The sequence below is a fragment of the Klebsiella sp. GB_Kp047 genome, assembly GCF_040065235.1.
Taxonomy (GTDB): Bacteria; Pseudomonadota; Gammaproteobacteria; order Enterobacterales; family Enterobacteriaceae; genus Klebsiella; species Klebsiella quasipneumoniae.
The window spans coordinates 97,979-115,412 of record NZ_JBEAJG010000041.1 but is presented as its reverse complement, the minus strand read 5'-3'; the positions used below and the strand labels follow the sequence as shown (position 1 = coordinate 115,412).

Sequence of the window (17,434 nt, the reverse complement as noted above, 5' to 3'; positions counted from 1 at the left end):
GCTCACCGGGCCGAACGATCGGCCCGGTTATTAATAGCGTCCGGATAATATTTCCCACCACAGAAACGCCTTTTCCGCCCATATTCATTTATCGTAAAAATAGAAAACGGATAGCATTTGCCGCGCGCCCTCCGCTGTGCAAAATAGTTGTTTCTCACCCCCTCACAACGGAATGTGAAATGCAAAAATTAACCCCTGACGCGAATAAAGCGAAGGCTATTCTGATCCGGATTGTCTTACTCCTCACGGGTAGTATCGCCATCATCGCCGGCCTGTGCCTCTCTGGCGGCGATATGTGGATGCTCACCCCGCGCGCTGAGCAGTATCAGCCCGCTACCGGCGATCTGGTGGACATCGTCATCTATACGCCGAGTAAATTCTTCTTCGCCCTGCTCTACGTGTTGTTTCTGACTCTGGTCTGGCTGTTGGCGGTGCGTAATATTCCCTGGCGGCCGATACAGCATCCGCTATTCCCGCTGATGGTACTGATTGCCGCCGGGATCTTTATTTTCCTCCATCCGGAGGTCACCCCCGGACGGGATGCCAGTATTCAGTACGGGAAACACAACGTTTATTACACTGCCATTTTCTGGATGAAGACAAATTCTAACCAACGTATCACTCAGCCCTCTAAATATGAGATTTTTGTTGAAGCGAAAGATCCGCGCTGGCCTGTCGACAGGGATAATCTTCATCGCGCCTGGCGCTGTGAAGTGCAGCGGCACAGCCAGTTTTACACCCTGTCATTCAATGAGGGCTGGTTTCCGAACGGCGATCCGCAGGTCATGGCTCGCCAGTGCGCTCCGGTAAACGATCTTAACGCACTCAGCGACACGGCAATCATGATTGCCCGCCCGATCGCCCCTCTCCCTGGTGAGGTAGCCTAAATGAGCCAGCAAAAAATCGTTCTGCAACCGCTATTACGGGTCTGGTTGGGGCTCTTTAGCGGGCTGCTGCTGGTGAGCGCCATCAGCGCCTTTCACGGCGAGTACTGGTATTTCGGCGATAAGCAGGCGCTTTACGCGGCAAAAGCCGGCGAGGTGTCGGTGCATGAACTCTACACGCCGGCGAAAATCCTCTTCGCTGTTATCGTCAGCCTGATCCCGCCGCTGCTCTGGCTGCTGCTGGTTAACCGTCGGGCGCCGCGGCCGCTGACCCACCTTCTCCCGCCATTGCTACTGCTGCTGGCGGGACTGGCTTTTTTCTTCCTGAGACCCGACGTGATTCCCGGCGGGGAGACCACCGTCTATCGCTACGGCGAGCGGGAGCGCTACTACCAGACGGTCCGCTGGCAGAAACCGGAGCCGGGCGCGTGGCGGGGTACCCGTTCTGAGTACAAAGTGTATATCGAATATCGCGATCCCAAGGGATATCGCAAAGCCGACAATATTAAAAACGCCTATACCTGTGAAACCCACCGGGAGTCTCGCTTTTTTACCTTAACCACCGAGGAAGATTGGTATCCGGATGCGTATCCGAATATTCTCGACGCCCCCTGCCAGGCGATAAAGGATCCCCAGGCGATGACGGAATATACCCGCGACCACGCCCGCTGGTTTCCTATCATGTTCTAGCAAACACATAAGTCCTCTGCGCCAACCCGGCTTCGTAGGCAAAAGTGGCGCCGGCGAAAGCTGGCGGGGACGCCCCCTGCCAGTTTTGTCACTGGCGCGCTTTTCCTTTCCCCACTACACTGCCATCACCCATTCACTAACTGAATATAAAAGGAGGCCCCCCATGCTGTATTGTGAAATGTTTATTGTTTCACATGCCTTAGGCAATGGCGCCAGCTCAAGCGTTATCGGTATCGTGCTGCGATAACTTTGGCTTGAGCGAAGACCCTTCACAGAATCCCTTCTCTCCGGCTTACCGGGTTATCGTCAGCGAGTTTTGACGAGGCATTCGCATGCCTGTAACTCTTGAGTAAGTTGACTATGAGTACATTACTAACTGCCCATGCGCTCCACGTGGAGACGGCTTTTGGGCCGCTGTTTAACACCCTCTCCTTCACCCTGAAGAAAGGCGACCGTATCGGTCTCATTGGCCATAACGGTTGCGGCAAAAGCACCCTGCTGCAGGTGCTGGATGGCACTCTCGCGCCCACCTCGGGCAGCGTCTCGCTCGCCGGTCAGTGTCTGATGGCCCGCGTTGAACAGCATCTGCCGGAGGCGCTGCGTTCGCAGTCACTGCTGCAGGCGGTGCTGGCCCCGTTACCCGCCGACGCCCGGGAAGCACAGCGCTGGCTGGCCGAACGCCTGCTGGCGCAGATGGGCTTCACGCCGGCGGTGATGGCGCAGCAAACCAGCACCCTAAGCGGCGGGCAGCACACGCGCCTGCTGCTGGCCCGGGCGCTGATCCGCCAGCCTGACCTGCTGCTGCTGGATGAGCCCGGCAACCATCTCGATCTGCCCACCCTGTTGTGGCTGGAAAGCTTCCTGCAAACCTGGCAGGGGAGCTTCGTGCTGGTGTCACATGACAACACCTTACTGGATGCTGTAACTAATGCCAGTTGGATCCTTCGCGACCAGACGCTGCACAGCTTCGCCTTGCCCTGCAGCGCTGCCCGTCAGGCACTGCAGGAGCAGGATGAAAGCGCCGCATTACGTCATAAGGCCGAGCAAAAAGAGATCGACCGGGTCAGCGCCAGCGCCCGGCGGCTGGCCACCTGGGGTCGGGTGTATGACAACGAAGATCTCGCCCGCAAAGCCAAACAGATGGAGAAGCAGGTCGCCCGCCTGAAAGACGAGCAGACTGAGCTCAGCGTCGGCCCGCCGTGGCGCCTGGTGTTGCAAGGGGACGCCCTGCCGGCGGACCGCCTGCTGGAGATGGACAGGCTGCCGGTGGCCCCCGCGCCGGGACTGCCGGCCCTGTTTACCACCGGCGTGGCGCGACTGCGCAGCGGAGATCGCGTGGCCATCATGGGGCGCAACGGCGGCGGTAAATCGTCCTTGCTGCGCCTGCTGTGGCAGCAGATGAACGACGCATCGCCTCTTCCGGGGCTGCGTCTGCACCCCCGGCTTCACCCCGGGTATTACGACCAGACGCTGGCGCAGTTGCCGGACGATGCCAGCCTGCTCGACGCCCTGACGCCGTTCGCCCCGTCGGCGGACACCCGGAAACGGGCGCTGATCGCCGCTGGATTTGGCTGGGCGAGGCATGGTCAGAAGGTCAGCACTCTCAGCGGCGGTGAGCGGTCGCGGCTGCTGTTCGTCGGCCTGTCGCTGGCGCGCTACAGCCTGCTGCTGCTGGATGAACCCACCAACCATCTTGATATGGAGGGCAAAGCGGCGCTGGCGCAGACGCTCCGCGACTACCCCGGCGGCGTGCTGCTGGTTAGTCATGACCGCCAGCTTATTAGCGAAAGCTGTAACCGCTTCTGGCTGATCGACCGCGCCGGGCTAACGGAGTGGCACAGTCTGGAAGAGGTTTATGCCCGTCTGCAGACGCAGCCCTCCACCCCGACGGTGGCCTACTCACCTCAGGAGCCGTCACTCGCGGCTGATGATGAAGAGGCGCTGCTGGCGCGCCTGATCGCTCTGGAGCAATGGCTGGCGGACGACATGGCCCGTAAGCCGAAACATCAAAAGCCTGCGCTGCAGGCGCAGTGGCGAGAGGAGATCGCCCGGCTGCTAAATCAACTGGGGTAATCTTCGCCCCCCCGCCGGCTAAGGCACCCCGCCCTTAGCCGGCGTTGCCTGGCCGGGTAAACTGCTGCTCGGTCATCACCTTTCCCCACTGATCCCCCTGCCATTCGCGGGTTAACGTGAAGCCAAAGGACTCATACAGTTTGCGGGCCGCGTCCAGACCTTTAAACGTCCACAGCTGAACGGCGCTGAACTGACGACTATCGCAGAAAGCCATCGCCTCACTGAGGAGCCGCCTGCCAATGCCGGTTCCCCGACAGCTGTCATCGAGAATGAACCAGCGTAGATGCGCCTGCTGCTGGCCGAGATCCTCGCCATCGATCGCCACCGAACCGACAATCTTCCCCTCGCGCATCGCCAGCCAGATCTGGTTGGCCGGCGAGGAAAGCCGGGTGGCAAATTCCGCCACGCCGCTGGCGACCTTGCCTTCAAAAAAAGCGCCAAAGTCATGGTGCCGGGCGTAATACTCCCCGTGCATCTGGGCTATCCGACCGATCATTCCCGGCTGATAGCCGGTCACCAGCGAAATCTGCGGGGTCGTATCCGCCAGCGCAGTATCCCGACACTGCGCCAGCGCCTGCGCATAGGCCGCCAGTCCGCTGGCGACGGTCCGCTGCTGCGGCTCATCCAGATGGCCTAACGCCTCCACCACCCGGCGGGTAGCCCACGCGTTGATCATCGCCACCGTATCGTGCCCCTTGGCGGTCAGCGCCAGCGATTTAGACCGCGCGTCCTCCGCGCAGGGACGTTCCTCCAGCTCCCCGGCCGCCAGCAGACGGGCGACCATCCGGCTGACGCTCGATTTTTCCAGGCCCAGCAAAGTCACCAGCTGGGCGGCGGTCATCGCCCCTCTCACCGACACTTCGAGCAGGGTATGCACCGCCGACGGCGAATAGTGGGTGGCGGCCAGCGTGGTGTTCATAAAACCGAGCTCGCGCACCATTAACCGTGAGGCGGTACGGATCTGTTGGATTAAGGAGGTGTCAGCCATAGCGATGCGTCCAGATCAAGATATAGTTGTATTATACAACCATCTATTGCAGGACGCGTCAAGAGGATAACCCCTCCAGTACGGCTGGGTAGCGTATCGGATGATGGAATGCTGCGGGCGCCGGACTCCGCCCGCGATAAATATTATTGCGGGTTCTTCCCCTTCCAGGCTTCCCAGGCCGATTTGATCTCCTGCTTCGCGGCGGCGGCATCATTAAACCCAGCTAGCTCGACCTTTTTCCGCCCCTCCGGCAGTTCTTTATAGACCCGGAAGAAGGCCTCCAGCCGCTGCTGCTCGATTTTCGGCAGATCGGCGATGGTCTTGATATCGTCATAGGTGGGATCAATTTTGCTGGCCGGCACGGCGATGATTTTGTCGTCTTTCTCACCGCCGTCTACCATCTTAAGGACGCCGATCGGCCGCAGCTTAATCAGCGTGCCCGGGGCCATTGGCGCGCGGGTGTAAAACACCACGTCCAGCGGGTCGCCATCCCCGGCCAGCGACTGGGTTAATGAACCGTAGTTTGCCGGGTAAGCCACCGGCATCGACTGAAAGCGGTCGGCGATGATAAATCCTGTTTTGGCGTCGGTTTCATACTTAATGATCCCGCCAGCCGGGATCTCGGTAACCGCGTAAAACTCTTCGGGATTGTTTTCCGGCTGCGGGAATTCCAGCACATTGTGAGCCTGTGCGGCGGCGGAAAAAAGCAGACCGGCAGTGAGGAGCGTTTTGACCAGATGCATTGTTGTATCACTCTGTTGTTATAAGAAATTGATGCGCAAAACAATAGTGTTGAGTGATGAAGAAAACATGACCATTCAGTGACGCTATTATTACCTACCAAAATTAGAGGTATTGTCTGAATTTTGTGCTATCGTTGTAGCAAAAAACCACATCCTGTACTAAAGCGCCTTGTTTTTTTCCCCATAGCGTCTAATCCTTATTAGGTAGTATTGCATTAATAAAATTAATCATTCCCCTCACAAGGAGACAGGCATGAAGGCAGCTGTTGTTACCCACGACCATCAGGTTAACGTTACGGAAAAAACGCTGCGCCCGCTGGAATACGGCGAAGCGCTGTTGAAAATGGAATGCTGCGGCGTGTGTCATACTGACCTGCACGTGAAAAACGGCGATTTTGGCGATAAAACCGGCGTTATTCTTGGTCATGAAGGGATCGGGGTAGTACAAAAAGTCGGCCCTGGCGTCACCTCCCTGAAGCCGGGCGATCGCGCCAGCGTGGCGTGGTTCTTCGAAGGCTGCGGCCACTGCGAATACTGTAACAGCGGCAACGAGACGCTGTGCCGCTCGGTGAAAAACGCCGGTTATACCGTCGACGGCGGCATGGCGGAAGAGTGCATCGTCACCGCCAACTACGCGGTTAAAGTCCCGGACGGCCTCGACTCCGCCGCCGCCAGCAGCATCACCTGCGCCGGGGTCACCACCTACAAAGCCGTTAAGGTCTCCCACATCAAACCGGGCCAGTGGATCGCTATCTACGGCCTCGGCGGCCTGGGCAACCTGGCGCTGCAGTATGCCAAGAATGTCTTTAACGCCAAAGTGATCGCCATCGACGTCAACGACGGCCAGCTGGAGCTGGCGGCCTCGATGGGCGCCGATCTGACCATCAACTCGCGCAATGAAGATGCGGCGAAAGTGATTCAGGAAAAAACCGGCGGCGCGCATGCTGCCGTGGTGACCGCGGTTGCTAAAGCGGCCTTTAACTCGGCGGTGGATGCCGTTCGCGCCGGCGGCCGCGTGGTGGCGGTAGGCCTGCCGCCGGAAGCAATGAGCCTCGATATTCCACGTCTGGTGCTCGACGGCATCGAAGTGGTCGGCTCGCTGGTCGGTACCCGTCAGGATCTGGTGGAAGCCTTCCAGTTCGCCGCCGAAGGCAAAGTGGTGCCGAAAGTCACCCTGCGCCCGCTGGAAGATATCAACGCCATTTTTAAAGAGATGGAGCAGGGTCAGATCCGCGGCCGTATGGTTATCGATCTGCGTAGCTAATCGCCAGCGCCTCTCCCGCCCGGGAGAGGCGCTTCCCCTCGCTTCCCGCCGCGAAAAGTAAATGCAATTTCCGCAAATGCTTAGCGCAATTCCTTGGTTCCTTTGTTTTTAGTCGCGCCCGATGATGGCAACACAATAGATAACAAAGGAATTCACCATGCATCGTCATTTTCGCCTGCCCGCGCTGGCCGCGCTGTTTCTTTCCGGCGCCTTCTCCGTCTGGGCCGCCGACACGCCGGTTAAAGGCGGTACCTTAATTTATCTGGAGCAGCAACCGCACACCAATCTCTATCCACCCGCAGGCGGCTTTTATCCAAACGGCGGCATTCTCAATCAGATCACCGACAAGCTGACCTGGCAGAACCCGAAAACGCTGGAGATTGAGCCGTGGATCGCCGAGAGCTGGACCAGTAATGCCGATAAAACCGAGTACACTTTCCACCTGCGCAAAGGGGTCACCTTCTCGGACGGTACGCCGCTGGATGCCGCCGCCGTCGCCAAAAACTTCGACACCTATGGGCTGGGCGATAAAGCCCACCGCCTGCCTGTCTCGGAGGTGATCAATAACTACCAGCGCAGCGAAGTGATCGACCCGCTGACGGTGAAATTTTACTTCAACAAACCGTCGCCGGGCTTCCTGCAAGGGACCGCCACCATCGGCTCCGGTCTGGTGTCCCTCAGCACCCTGCAGCGCAATTTTGAGGAGCTGGGCGATGCCCGGCATATCATCGGCTCCGGTCCCTTTGTGGTGCAGGATGAAAAACCGGGCCGCGAGCTGACGCTGGTGGCGCGCAAGGATTATCAGTGGGGGCCGAAAAACATCGCCCAGCAGGGGCCCGCCAACCTCGACGGCATCACCTATATTGTGACCCCGGAAGACAGCGTGCGCATCGGCGCGCTGCTGGCCGGCCAGGCGGGCTTTATTCGCCAGGTGCAGGCCTACGATGAAAAGCAGGCGACCGATCAGGGATTTAAGGTCTACGCCGCCCCTACCCGCGGGGTCAACGACAGCCTGAGCTTCCGCCCGGATAACCCTCTGGTCGCCGACCTGCGGGTGCGCCAGGCCCTGCTCCATGCCACCAACGCCAAACAGGTGGTGGAGACGTTGTTCTCCGCTAACTACCCGCAAGCCACCTCCGTGCTGGCCAGCTCTGCCGCCGGCTATGTCAATCTGAGCGATAAACTGACCTTCGACCAGGCCAAAGCCCGGCAGTTGCTGGATGAGGCCGGCTGGAAAGCGGCCGCCGACGGGATTCGCAGCAAAGACGGGCAGCGGCTGGCGCTGACGGTCTATGAGTCGCTCCCGCAGCCGCAGAATAAAGAGGTGCTGCAGCTGATCGCCCAGCAATGGCGCCAGGTGGGAGTCGCGTTAACGGTCAAAGCCGGGGATGCCGGCAGCCGTACGCTTGACAACCTCGACCCGCAGAAAACGCCGCTCACCGTTTCGGAAGTGGGCCGCGCCGATCCGGATGTGGTAAAAAGCATGTTTTTCCCCAACAACCGCGACGCGCTGCTGCAGAAAGGCGGCTCCAGCGATAAAGTACAGCACTTCCGCGATGATAAGCTGAACGATCTGCTGACCGGCATCTCCGCGGCGGTGGAGCCACAGCAGCGCCTGCAGTTAACCGGCGATGCCCAGCGCTATCTGATCGATAACGCCTATGTGATCCCGATTTTCGAAGAGCCGCAGGTGTTCGCCGGCGCGCCGTGGGTGAAAGGCGTCAGCTTCGAGGCCGTCGGTCGTCCGTCGTTCTACAGCGCCTGGCTGGATAAACATTAAGAGGCCGGATATGAGCGCTTATCTTCTGCGACGGTTCGGTCAGGGGCTGCTGGTCCTGTGGGCGGCCTTTACCCTCACCTTTTTCCTGCTGCAGGTGCTGCCAGGGGATGCGGTGCTGATCAAGTTTCAGAACCCGGACCTCGGTCTGAGCCCGGCGCAAATCGCCGACATGCGGCTGGCCTACGGCGCCGACAGCCCGCTGTGGCGCCAGTACCTGCACACGCTGCTGGCAATGCTGCACGGCGACTTTGGCTATTCCCTGCAGGCGGGTCTGGCGGTCAGTAGCCTGATTGCCAGCAACCTGCCGGATACCTTAAGCCTCGCCCTGCCGGCCTTCCTGCTGGCCGTGATCCTGGCGTTCACCCTCGCCTTCGCCTCGCGTCTGCCGGGGCTGCGCTGGCTGAGCAACCTCCTGCAGTCGTTGCCGGTGCTGTTTATCTCGCTGCCCACCTTCTGGCTGGGTATCGCCCTGATCCAGCTCTTTTCGTTTCAGTTGCGCTGGATCCCGGTGATCAACCCCGGTCCGCTGGAAGGGCTGATTTTACCGGTTATCGCCGTCGCGCTGCCCATCTCCGCCCCGCTGGCGCAGATCCTGATGCGCAGCATGGATCAGGTGGCGGTTCAGCCCTTCGTCGCGGTCGCCCGCGCCAAGGGAATGAGCGAAACCGGCGTCCTCTGGCGCCATGTGATGGGTAACGCCCTGCTGCCTGCGCTGAACATAGCCGGGCTGCTGCTGGGCGAGCTGATTGCCGGGGCGCTGATCACCGAGACCGTCTTCGGCCGTAGCGGCCTCGGGCAGCTGACCCAGCAGGCGGTCAATAACCAGGATATTGCTGTGCTGCAGGCGGTGGTGATGATCTCCGCCCTCGGTTTCGTCCTGATCAACCTGCTGGTCGACCTGGTCATGCCGCGGCTGGATCCCCGACTCCAATTACAGACCGGAGGTGTGAAATGAGCCTGGTCGACTATGCCATCGCGGTTCGCCGCCGCCCGGAGTGGCGCAGAGTGCGTCTGCAGCCAGGCCTGTGGCTGGCGTGGGCGGTGATGATCACCGCCCTGTTAATGGCCCTTGCCCCACAGTGGTTTACCTCCGCTAACCCGCTGGAAGGGATCCCCGGCGCTCAGCGCCTGGCGCCGCAGGCGCACTACTGGCTGGGCACCGACCAGTTGGGCCGCGACCTGTGGACGCGGGTGGTTTACGGCGCGGTACATTCTCTGTCGGCGGCGCTAATCGCCGTCGCCATCGGCCTGGTGGTCGGCACCGCCCTTGGCACCCTCGCCGGGGCACTGGCCGGACGTGTGGAATCCACCCTCATGCGCCTGGTGGATGTCCTGCTGGCCATCCCCTCGCTGCTGCTGCAGCTGACGGTGATCATTCTGCTGGGTTTTGGCACGGTGAATGCGGCGGTGGCGGTCGGCGTCGCGGCTATCGCCAGCTTCGCGCGCCTGGCGCGGGCGGAAGTGGTGCGCGTGCGCCACAGCGATTACGTCGAAGCGGCCCGGGGCAGCGGCGGCACCTTTCTCGCCATCTTCTGGCGTCATATCCTGCCCAACTCGCTCACCGCGGTGCTCGCCTTCGCAACGCTGCAGTTTGGTCAGGCGATGCTGGCTCTGGCCACCCTCAGCTTCCTCGGCTACGGCACCCCGCCGCCGGTCCCGGAGTGGGGATTACTGATCGCCGAAGGTCGTAATTACCTGTCGACCGCCTGGTGGCTGACCACCTTCCCCGGCCTCGCCGTGGTCGCGGTGGTCCTTGCCGCCAATCGTCTTAGCCGCCAGTGGAGTGGAGTACGCCCATGAACGTTCTGTCTGTTGAAGATCTGCGCATCAGCTACCGCTCGCGGGGCGAATGGCGCGAAGTGGTGCATAACGTCAGCTTTTCCATTCAGCGCGGCGAAATGCTGGCCTTCGTTGGGGAATCTGGCTCGGGGAAAACCACTACCGCGCAGGCGATTATCGGCCTGCTGGCGGATAATGCCCGCCGCGACGCCGGGCGAATTATTCTCAATGGCGAAGTGATTAGCGACTGGTCGGCAAAACGCCTGAACCGCCTGCGCGGAGTGAGCATCAGCCTGGTGCCGCAGGACCCAGGCAATTCGCTTAACCCAGTAAAAACCATTGGTCAGCAGGTGGAAGAGATTCTGCAACTGCATCAATCCCTCTCCGCCGCCGAACGCCGGCAGCAGGTCCTCAACCTGCTCGCTAAAGTCGGGCTCAGCCACCCGGAACAGCGTCTTGACCAGTACCCGCATCAGCTGTCGGGCGGGATGAAGCAGCGGGTGCTGATCGCCATCGCCATTGCCCTGCAGCCGGATCTGATTATTGCCGACGAGCCTACCAGCGCCCTTGACGTCACGGTGCAGAAGCGCATTCTCGACCTGCTCGATATCCTGCGTCGCGAGTCGGGAACCGCCGTGCTGTTTGTCACCCACGATCTGGCGCTGGCCGCCGAACGCGCCGACCGGATCATGGTGTTTCGCCAGGGCGAGATTCAGGAACAAGGCGCCACCGAGACGATTGTCCGGCGTCCGCAGCACCCTTACACCCGCCAGCTGCTCCGCGATCTGCAGGACGCGCCGCTGAGGCTGACGGCGGATCGTCCTCGTCCGCTGGCCACGCCGGCCATTCGCGTCGACGGGATCAGCAAACGCTTCTCGCTGGGCAAACAGGCGCTGCAGGCGCTCGACAGCGTCAGCTTTGAGGTCAGGCGCGGCAGCACCCATGCGCTGGTGGGCGAGTCCGGCTCCGGGAAAACCACCCTGGCGAGGATCCTGCTGGGCTTCGAGCGCGCCGACGCCGGACAGGTGACCATCGACGGTATTGACGCCGGGCATCTTAGCCGCGAGGCGCAGCGTCAGCTGCGGCGCAAAATCCAGTTCGTCTATCAGAACCCCTTCGCTTCGCTCGACCCGCGCCAGACGCTGTTCGCGATTATCGAAGAGCCATTAAAAAACTTTGAGCGCCTCAGCGCGGCGACGCGTCGCCAGCGTGTGGAGAGCGTCGCCGCGCGGGTGGCACTGGCCCCGGAGCTGCTGTCGCGGACGCCGCGGGAGCTTTCCGGCGGCCAGCGGCAGCGGGTGGCGATTGCCCGGGCGCTGATCCTCGAGCCGGCGATCCTGGTCCTTGACGAAGCGACCTCGGCGCTCGACGTCACCGTTCAGGCGCAGATCCTCGCCCTGCTAGAGCAGCTACAGCAGCAGCTTGGTCTGAGCTATCTGTTCATTACCCACGATCTGGCGACGGTGAGGCGGATTGCCGACAGCGTCACGGTGCTGCGCGCCGGCCAGGTGGTGGAGCATGGCGACGTTGGCCGCCTGTTCGCCGCCCCGCAGCAGGCCTACACCCGCGAGCTGATCGCCGCTATCCCCCAGGTTTCCCCCCGCTTAGCGCAGCCCTATACGGAGAACGCATAATGCCTAAACGCCTCGGCTTTTTTACCCGTCTGCTCGACCAGGGCTCTGCGCAAACGCGGTACCGGCTGGCGGCCGAACAGATCCGCCACGCGGAGCGCGTCGGCTTCGACAGCGCATGGATTGCCCAACACCATTTTCATGAACAGGAAGGCGGCCTGCCTTCCCCGCTGGTGTTTCTCGCCCACGTGGCGGCGCAGACTGACCGCATTCGTCTCGGTACAGCGATTATCACGTTGCCGATGGAAAATCCGCTACGCGTCGCCGAAGACGCGGCGGTGCTGGATTTACTCACCGACGGGCGTCTGGAGGTGGGGTTTGGCTCCGGCGGCACGCCAACCTCATTTCTGCCCTTCGGCCTGACCAGCGAGCAGCGCGGAGCGGTGTTTGCTGACCATCTGCACCTGATCCACAGCGCCTGGCGCGGCGACACCCTCAGCCACCCGGACAACCATCTCTATCCGCCGGCGCCGCAGCTGGCGGCGCGAATCTGGATCGCCACCTTCTCGGTGGAGGGCGCCATCCGTGCCGGTCAGGCGGGACACGGGCTGATGCTGTCCCGCACGCAGCCTCGGCCGCCCGGTGAGCCGCGCCTGCCGCTGGACGCCATTCAGAACCCGATCATCGACGCCTATCTGTCGGCGCTGCCGGACGGCGTTGCGCCGCGGATCCTCGCCTCGCGCACCGCCTTTGTCGCTGACAGCCACGCCCACGCCCTGCAGGTCGCCGAACCCGGCCTGCGCAAACAGGCGGCACAGCACCGGGAAGCGGGTCATCGGATAGAAGGTGACAGTGTCACTGACTATCTGCAGCAGCTGGATGCCCACGTCGGCGATCCTGAGCATGTTATCGCCTCCCTGGCGCAAGACAGCGTACTGGCCCGCGCTACCGATATTTCGTTTCAGGTGCACTCGGTGGAGCCTTCGCACCGGGATACGCTGCGTTCCATTGAGCTGATCGCTCAGCATATTGCCCCCCACATCAGATAAGGAGTCACCATGACGCTGAGTCAGGATATTCTGGCCGAACTGGCGGAGATCGCCATCGGCTCCCCGCTCGATCAGGCGCGCGCAGTCCGCGACGCCGCCACCCGTCACGCCCAGGGAAGTTATGAAGTGCTGTTCAGCCAGCAGGATACTGACTTTCCTCTTGATGAACGCTTCGCCGTGGCCGCGAAGGTGGCGAAACTGCACCAGGCGGACGCGCTGGCGGCGCACTATGCCGGCTTCGGCCTTGCCGACCCGACCACGGACCGTCTGGTTCCGGCGCTGGCCTTTGCCCGCCTGCTGACCTTCACTCCTGTCGAAGCGACCCCCGCCGCGCTGCTGGCTCTGACAAAAGCAGGCTGGAGCCTGCGGGGCATCGTCACCCTGGCGCAGCTGGTGGCCTTTGTCAGCTTCCAGAGCCGCCTGCTGCTGGGCCTGCGGGCGCTCAACCATCAGCCCATCGTCAGCGCCGACACGCCGGTGGTGGCCGGGTACTGGCACACCACCCCACAAACTCAAAGCGGCAAAGCGGCCCCGGTGCGTTTCACCCGTGATGAACTGCATTGGGAACCCTGGCTGGCGGATAAACCGCTTGCGGAATTTAGCCCTGAAGAACAGGCGATCCTGGCAAAATATGGCCATAGCGATTCGCCTTACTTCCGCCTGCTGGCGCGCAACCAGCCGGTGCTGGAGCAGCGGACGCTGACTGATAAAGGCATTTTCTATACCCCAGGGGGGTTGCCGCGCGCCGAACGTGAACTGGCCGCCACGGTGGCCAGTAAAATCAACGGCTGTATTTACTGCTCCTCGGTACATGCCCGCAAAGCGGCGCAGCTGGCGAAGGACGAGACCGCCGTCGACACGCTGCTGGCGGTGACGCCGGGAGACGATCTGCGCGGCGGGCAGTCGCCGCGCTGGCAGGCGGAGATCGATGCCGCCGCCGCGCTGTCGGTGACGCCGCCCGCGCTGAAAGCCAGCCATCTGGCTGCGCTTGATGAGCAGGGCTTAGATACCCTGGCCCAGCTGGATCTGCTGCAGTCAGCGGCCTTTTTCGCCTGGGCCAACCGGCTGATGCTGACGCTCGGCGAACCCTGGCGTGAGTAAGCGTCGTTAGTAAACCTGTCGGCGCTGATGGCGACCGTAGATGAGCAAGGCGCTCATCGCCAGAAACGACAGCGTGGCGGCGGGAAGCGCCACGCTGTTCCAGCCGAAGCCCTGGGCAATCATCATTCCGCCGCAGAAGGCGCCGATGGCGCTCCCGAGGTTAAAGGCGATCTGCCCCCCTGCCGCCCCCAGCATCTCGCCGCCTTTGGCGTTCTGCAGCAGCAGGATCTGCAGCGGCGCCGACAGGGCAAACAGCCCGGCACAGCAGAAAAACGCCAGCGTCAGCGAAGCGACTTTATGCTCCCCGAAGGCAAAGATCAGCAGCAGCGTCACGGCGATCGCCCCGTCAGTCATGGCCGCGATGCGCAGCGGACTGTAGCGCCCGGAAATTTTACCGCTGAACAGATTGCCAACCACCATACCCAGCCCCGCCAGCATCATAATCAGCATCATCCGGCTTTCGGCAAAGCCGGAGACGTTGAGCATAAAGGGCTTGATATAGCTGAACCACGCGAACACCCCGGCGTTACCGAACATGGTGGCGGCAAAAATCAGCCACGGCGCCGGGGAAGCCAGAAAACGGAACTGCTCGCGCAGCCGCGTGCTGGCCCGGTCATACAGCGTGGGCACCCAGCAGCAGATGGCCAGAAACACCGCGACGTTAAACACCGCGATAAGTGCGAAGGTATAGCGCCAGCTAAAGTGATGCCCAAGCCAGGTGCCGCCGGGGACGCCCACCAGGTTAGCGATCGTCATGCCGCCAATCATCCCGGCCACCGCGGCGGTCACCTTCCCTGGCGGCGCGATTTTCGACAGGATAATCGCGCCGACGCCAAAGAACGCCCCGTGGGGAAACCCGGAAACCAGCCGGCCTAGCGCCAGCATGGCGTAGCTACTGGAGAAGGTAAACAGGGTATTGCCGAGAATGCACAGGGCGGCGAGAAACAGCATCACCGATTTCAACGAAAACCGACTGGAGAGCAACGCCATGATCGGCGCGCCGATCACCACGCCGAAGGCATACCAGGCAATCATATTGCCGGCGGCGGGAATTGAAATCCCGACATCGCGCGCCATGTCCGGCAGCACGCCCATAATGCCAAATTCCGCCATGCCGAGTCCGAAAGTGCCCAGCGCCAGTGAAAAAATCGTTTTTTTCATACATCTTATAGGGGTATTGAGAGACGGCCGGCATTATTGACCATCCCGCCTCGCCACACCAGCTAAAAACGCCCGACGGCAGTATCCTCCATATAACGGCCTGATTCGTTCATGCGCTCGCCAGCGCCACTGTTGGCTTTCCTGCCGACGGCAGAGGCGCCTGGCGGTGGATAATCCCCTGTAAAAATTGGTGGGCACGCAGGGATACATCGCGGATTGATCTCAAGTTAACTTGAGGTTGTAAAGTCGAGACATCGTTCACCTCGGGAGAATCATCCATGCAAAATGTTGATGTCGGCTTTACCCATGTCGCCTTTACCGTCCGCTGTCTGGCCAGCAGCATCGATTTTTATACCCGCTATACGGCGATGACCGTTATTCACCAGCGCGAACCCGACCTCCCCTCGGCGCGTAAAGTGGCGTGGCTCAGCGATCGCACCCGACCTTTCGCCCTGGTGCTGGTGCAAAGTGATGACCCTGCCGACACGCCGCTGGGTCCGTTCGGCCATCTCGGCGTCGCCTGCGCCACCCAGGCGGAGATCGATGAGAAAGTCGCTCAGGCGCGGCGGGAAGGCGTTTTGCGTCGGGAACCGGAGCAGTTGGGCGATCCGGTAGGCTATTTCGCTTTCTTTGCCGACCCGGACGGTAACACCCTTGAGCTGTCGTGGGGGCAGCGGGTGGGACTGGAAGTCATCGCCGCGGGGAGCGCCCGCTAACCCGTCCCGGGCGGAATATTTTCCACCGCCTCGCCGGTGAAGGATTACACTTCAAAGGGATACCTCGGCAACACGGAGCATGGCGATGGGTAATAAGAAAAGCGGTAATCCGGTCGACGCGGCGGTGAAGATCGCCCCGCTTGACAATAAAGCGTATGAGAAGGCGTTGCGCAAGCTCCACGTGGAGCTGGTGAAACTGCAGCGCTGGGTGGTGCATAAAGGGTTGAAGGTGTGCATCGTCTTTGAAGGCCGGGACGGCGCCGGCAAAGGCGGCACCATTAAGGCGATCACCGAGCGCGTCAGCCCGCGTATCTTCCGGGTCGTCGCCTTACCCTCGCCCACCGAACGCGAGAAAAGTCAGCTCTATTTTCAGCGCTATATCAAGCATCTCCCGGCGGCTGGGGAAATCGTGATTTTCGATCGCAGCTGGTACAACCGCGCCGGCGTCGAACGCGTGATGGGCTTTTGTACCCCGGAGGAGGTGCAGAAATTTCTCGACGGCGCGCCGATGGTGGAGCGCGGCATGGTCGAGTCGGGCATTATCCTGCTCAAGTACTGGCTGGAGGTCTCCCCGCAGGAGCAGGAGCGGCGCCTGCGGGATCGCATCGACGACGGGCGCAAGATCTGGAAGCTCTCGCCGATGGACATCAAGTCTTTCAATCGCTGGGATGAATATACCACCGCCCGCGACGCCATGTTCGCCGCCACCGACACCGCCTGGGCGCCGTGGTTCGTCGCCCGCTCCGAGGATAAAAAGCGGGTGCGTCTGAATATCATCACCCACCTGCTGTCGCAGATCCCCTACGAAGCCTTGCCAGTGGAGCATGTCACGCTGCCGAAGCGCAAAATTGGTAAAATGAAACAGACCAATTTTCCCTTCCGCTTTATTCCGGAGAAGTTCTGATTATTTCCCGCCGCGCTGGTTAATACCAGCGCCGGGTTTATTACTATAACCATTAATATTTCAGGCGATTACTTTCCTCTGGAAGCTGCCTCGCAAAATAAACATTAAAATTACTGCTGGCATTTATCTTTTAGTGAGTAAAGTGAATAATCACAGAACCAACCGCAAGGAGCCTATGATGAAAAGTAATACGCTACGTAAAAGACCCACTGACGTACCCGTCCAGAAGGTGTCAGTACAGCCAGGTAAGGATTTACGAGAAGCAGATAAACAGAGACAGCACAAGGAATTCATTGCCGCAATGAATGAATTTATTGCAAAAGGAGGCACTCTTACTGATGATGAATTTTTCAGGGTACTATGATGCTTGAACAATTCAATGTTTATCGAAATTGTTCTGCTCAGACAAATAAAACCCTGCCATATTATATGATTGTGCAGAATGATTATTATGCAGACCTGGCCACGAGAGTCATTATTCCTTTAATGCGACCACAACAGTTACCACGCTGGCATCAGCATGTCGTACCAAGGATAAATATTGAATTTGACAGCTTTTTACTTTGTACGCCAATGATCAGTAACTTAAATAATAAACGGATCCAGCCACAGGATTTCGTCTGCAATCTGAGTCATGCGCGCCAGGGCGTTATCGATTCAATCGATACACTTATCACGAACTGCTGACTGCCGGGAACCCGCTCCGACATCTCCGGAGCGGGTTTCGCGCC

The 17,434-nt window shown here is 60.6% G+C and carries 16 protein-coding genes and 3 pseudogenes; 15 read left to right on the top strand and 4 right to left on the bottom strand.

Translation table 11 applies throughout. The features are described from left to right. Positions 1-179: 179 nt before the first annotated feature. The 3 genes from ABLV76_RS21090 to ABLV76_RS21080 all read left to right on the top strand — a co-directional run bounded on the left by ABLV76_RS21090 (position 180) and on the right by ABLV76_RS21080 (position 3,647). Positions 180-887, top strand: coding sequence for a hypothetical protein (locus tag ABLV76_RS21090; RefSeq protein WP_004202649.1), 708 nt, complete (start codon positions 180-182; stop codon positions 885-887). Next, positions 888-1,574, top strand: coding sequence for a hypothetical protein (locus ABLV76_RS21085; RefSeq protein ID WP_004202651.1), 687 nt, complete (start codon positions 888-890; stop codon positions 1,572-1,574). 360 nt (positions 1,575-1,934) lie between these two features. Then, the gene (locus ABLV76_RS21080; protein ID WP_048324354.1) at positions 1,935-3,647 is read left to right on the top strand and encodes an ABC-F family ATP-binding cassette domain-containing protein; all 1,713 of its coding nucleotides are present in this window, start codon (positions 1,935-1,937) and stop codon (positions 3,645-3,647) included. Between the two features lie 34 nt (positions 3,648-3,681). On the opposite strand, the pseudogene ABLV76_RS21075 reads toward ABLV76_RS21080, so the two are convergent. After that, positions 3,682-4,008, bottom strand: a pseudogene (locus tag ABLV76_RS21075) (GNAT family N-acetyltransferase); the annotation flags it as partial. On the opposite strand from ABLV76_RS21075, the pseudogene ABLV76_RS21070 reads away from it, so the two are divergent. Then, positions 3,931-4,089: pseudogene (locus tag ABLV76_RS21070) on the top strand (hypothetical protein); the annotation flags it as partial. The pseudogenes ABLV76_RS21075 and ABLV76_RS21070 overlap by 78 nt on opposite strands. A 336-nt stretch (positions 4,090-4,425) precedes the next feature. On the opposite strand, the pseudogene ABLV76_RS21065 reads toward ABLV76_RS21070, so the two are convergent. Both ABLV76_RS21065 and ABLV76_RS21060 read right to left on the bottom strand, forming a co-directional pair. After that, positions 4,426-4,488, bottom strand: a pseudogene (locus tag ABLV76_RS21065) (hypothetical protein); the annotation flags it as partial. A gap of 290 nt (positions 4,489-4,778) precedes the next feature. Beyond that, positions 4,779-5,378, bottom strand: coding sequence for an inorganic diphosphatase (locus ABLV76_RS21060; protein WP_004202655.1), 600 nt, complete (start codon positions 5,376-5,378; stop codon positions 4,779-4,781). Positions 5,379-5,631: 253 nt separating this feature from the next. Between ABLV76_RS21060 and adhP the strand changes: the two genes are divergently transcribed. From adhP to ABLV76_RS21025, 7 genes are all read left to right on the top strand, one after another. After that, on the top strand, positions 5,632-6,642 hold the full coding sequence (gene adhP, locus ABLV76_RS21055; protein ID WP_004202657.1) for an alcohol dehydrogenase AdhP: 1,011 nt from the start codon (positions 5,632-5,634) through the stop codon (positions 6,640-6,642). 157 nt (positions 6,643-6,799) lie between these two features. Continuing rightward, entirely contained in the window at positions 6,800-8,422 is a 1,623-nt protein-coding gene (locus ABLV76_RS21050; RefSeq protein ID WP_048324359.1) for a TIGR04028 family ABC transporter substrate-binding protein, read from the top strand. 10 nt (positions 8,423-8,432) lie between these two features. After that, a complete protein-coding gene (locus ABLV76_RS21045; protein ID WP_004202661.1) occupies positions 8,433-9,377 on the top strand; it encodes an ABC transporter permease in 945 nt (314 codons plus the stop codon). Further along, complete coding sequence (locus tag ABLV76_RS21040; RefSeq protein ID WP_017900524.1) at positions 9,374-10,222, top strand: ABC transporter permease; 849 nt, start codon at positions 9,374-9,376, stop codon at positions 10,220-10,222. Before ABLV76_RS21045 ends, ABLV76_RS21040 begins: the two co-directional genes overlap by 4 nt. Next, complete coding sequence (locus ABLV76_RS21035) at positions 10,219-11,835, top strand: ABC transporter ATP-binding protein (RefSeq protein WP_017900523.1); 1,617 nt, start codon at positions 10,219-10,221, stop codon at positions 11,833-11,835. The genes ABLV76_RS21040 and ABLV76_RS21035 overlap by 4 nt, the downstream gene beginning before the upstream one ends. After that, positions 11,835-12,821, top strand: a complete 987-nt coding sequence (locus ABLV76_RS21030) for a putative FMN-dependent luciferase-like monooxygenase (RefSeq protein ID WP_023318360.1) — start codon at positions 11,835-11,837, stop codon at positions 12,819-12,821. Before ABLV76_RS21035 ends, ABLV76_RS21030 begins: the two co-directional genes overlap by 1 nt. A 9-nt stretch (positions 12,822-12,830) precedes the next feature. Then, positions 12,831-13,922, top strand: coding sequence for an alkylhydroperoxidase domain protein (locus tag ABLV76_RS21025; protein ID WP_135683672.1), 1,092 nt, complete (start codon positions 12,831-12,833; stop codon positions 13,920-13,922). Between the two features lie 6 nt (positions 13,923-13,928). Here the strand turns inward: ABLV76_RS21025 and araJ are convergent, their stop codons facing one another. Continuing rightward, positions 13,929-15,083 carry an MFS transporter AraJ gene (gene araJ / locus ABLV76_RS21020; protein ID WP_135683670.1) on the bottom strand — a complete coding sequence of 385 codons (1,155 nt, stop codon included), beginning with the start codon at positions 15,081-15,083 and terminating at the stop codon, positions 13,929-13,931. Positions 15,084-15,361: 278 nt separating this feature from the next. Here araJ and ABLV76_RS21015 point away from each other — a divergent pair, with 278 nt between their 5' ends. The 4 genes from ABLV76_RS21015 to ABLV76_RS21000 all read left to right on the top strand — a co-directional run bounded on the left by ABLV76_RS21015 (position 15,362) and on the right by ABLV76_RS21000 (position 17,390). Continuing rightward, a complete protein-coding gene (locus ABLV76_RS21015; protein WP_004202671.1) occupies positions 15,362-15,799 on the top strand; it encodes a VOC family protein in 438 nt (145 codons plus the stop codon). A gap of 85 nt (positions 15,800-15,884) precedes the next feature. Further along, the gene (ppk2, locus tag ABLV76_RS21010) at positions 15,885-16,703 is read left to right on the top strand and encodes a polyphosphate kinase 2 (protein ID WP_053810336.1); all 819 of its coding nucleotides are present in this window, start codon (positions 15,885-15,887) and stop codon (positions 16,701-16,703) included. Between the two features lie 178 nt (positions 16,704-16,881). Further along, on the top strand, positions 16,882-17,067 hold the full coding sequence (locus tag ABLV76_RS21005) for a hypothetical protein (RefSeq protein WP_004202675.1): 186 nt from the start codon (positions 16,882-16,884) through the stop codon (positions 17,065-17,067). Beyond that, positions 17,064-17,390 carry a CcdB family protein gene (locus tag ABLV76_RS21000; protein WP_004202676.1) on the top strand — a complete coding sequence of 109 codons (327 nt, stop codon included), beginning with the start codon at positions 17,064-17,066 and terminating at the stop codon, positions 17,388-17,390. Before ABLV76_RS21005 ends, ABLV76_RS21000 begins: the two co-directional genes overlap by 4 nt. Positions 17,391-17,434 lie beyond the last annotated feature (44 nt).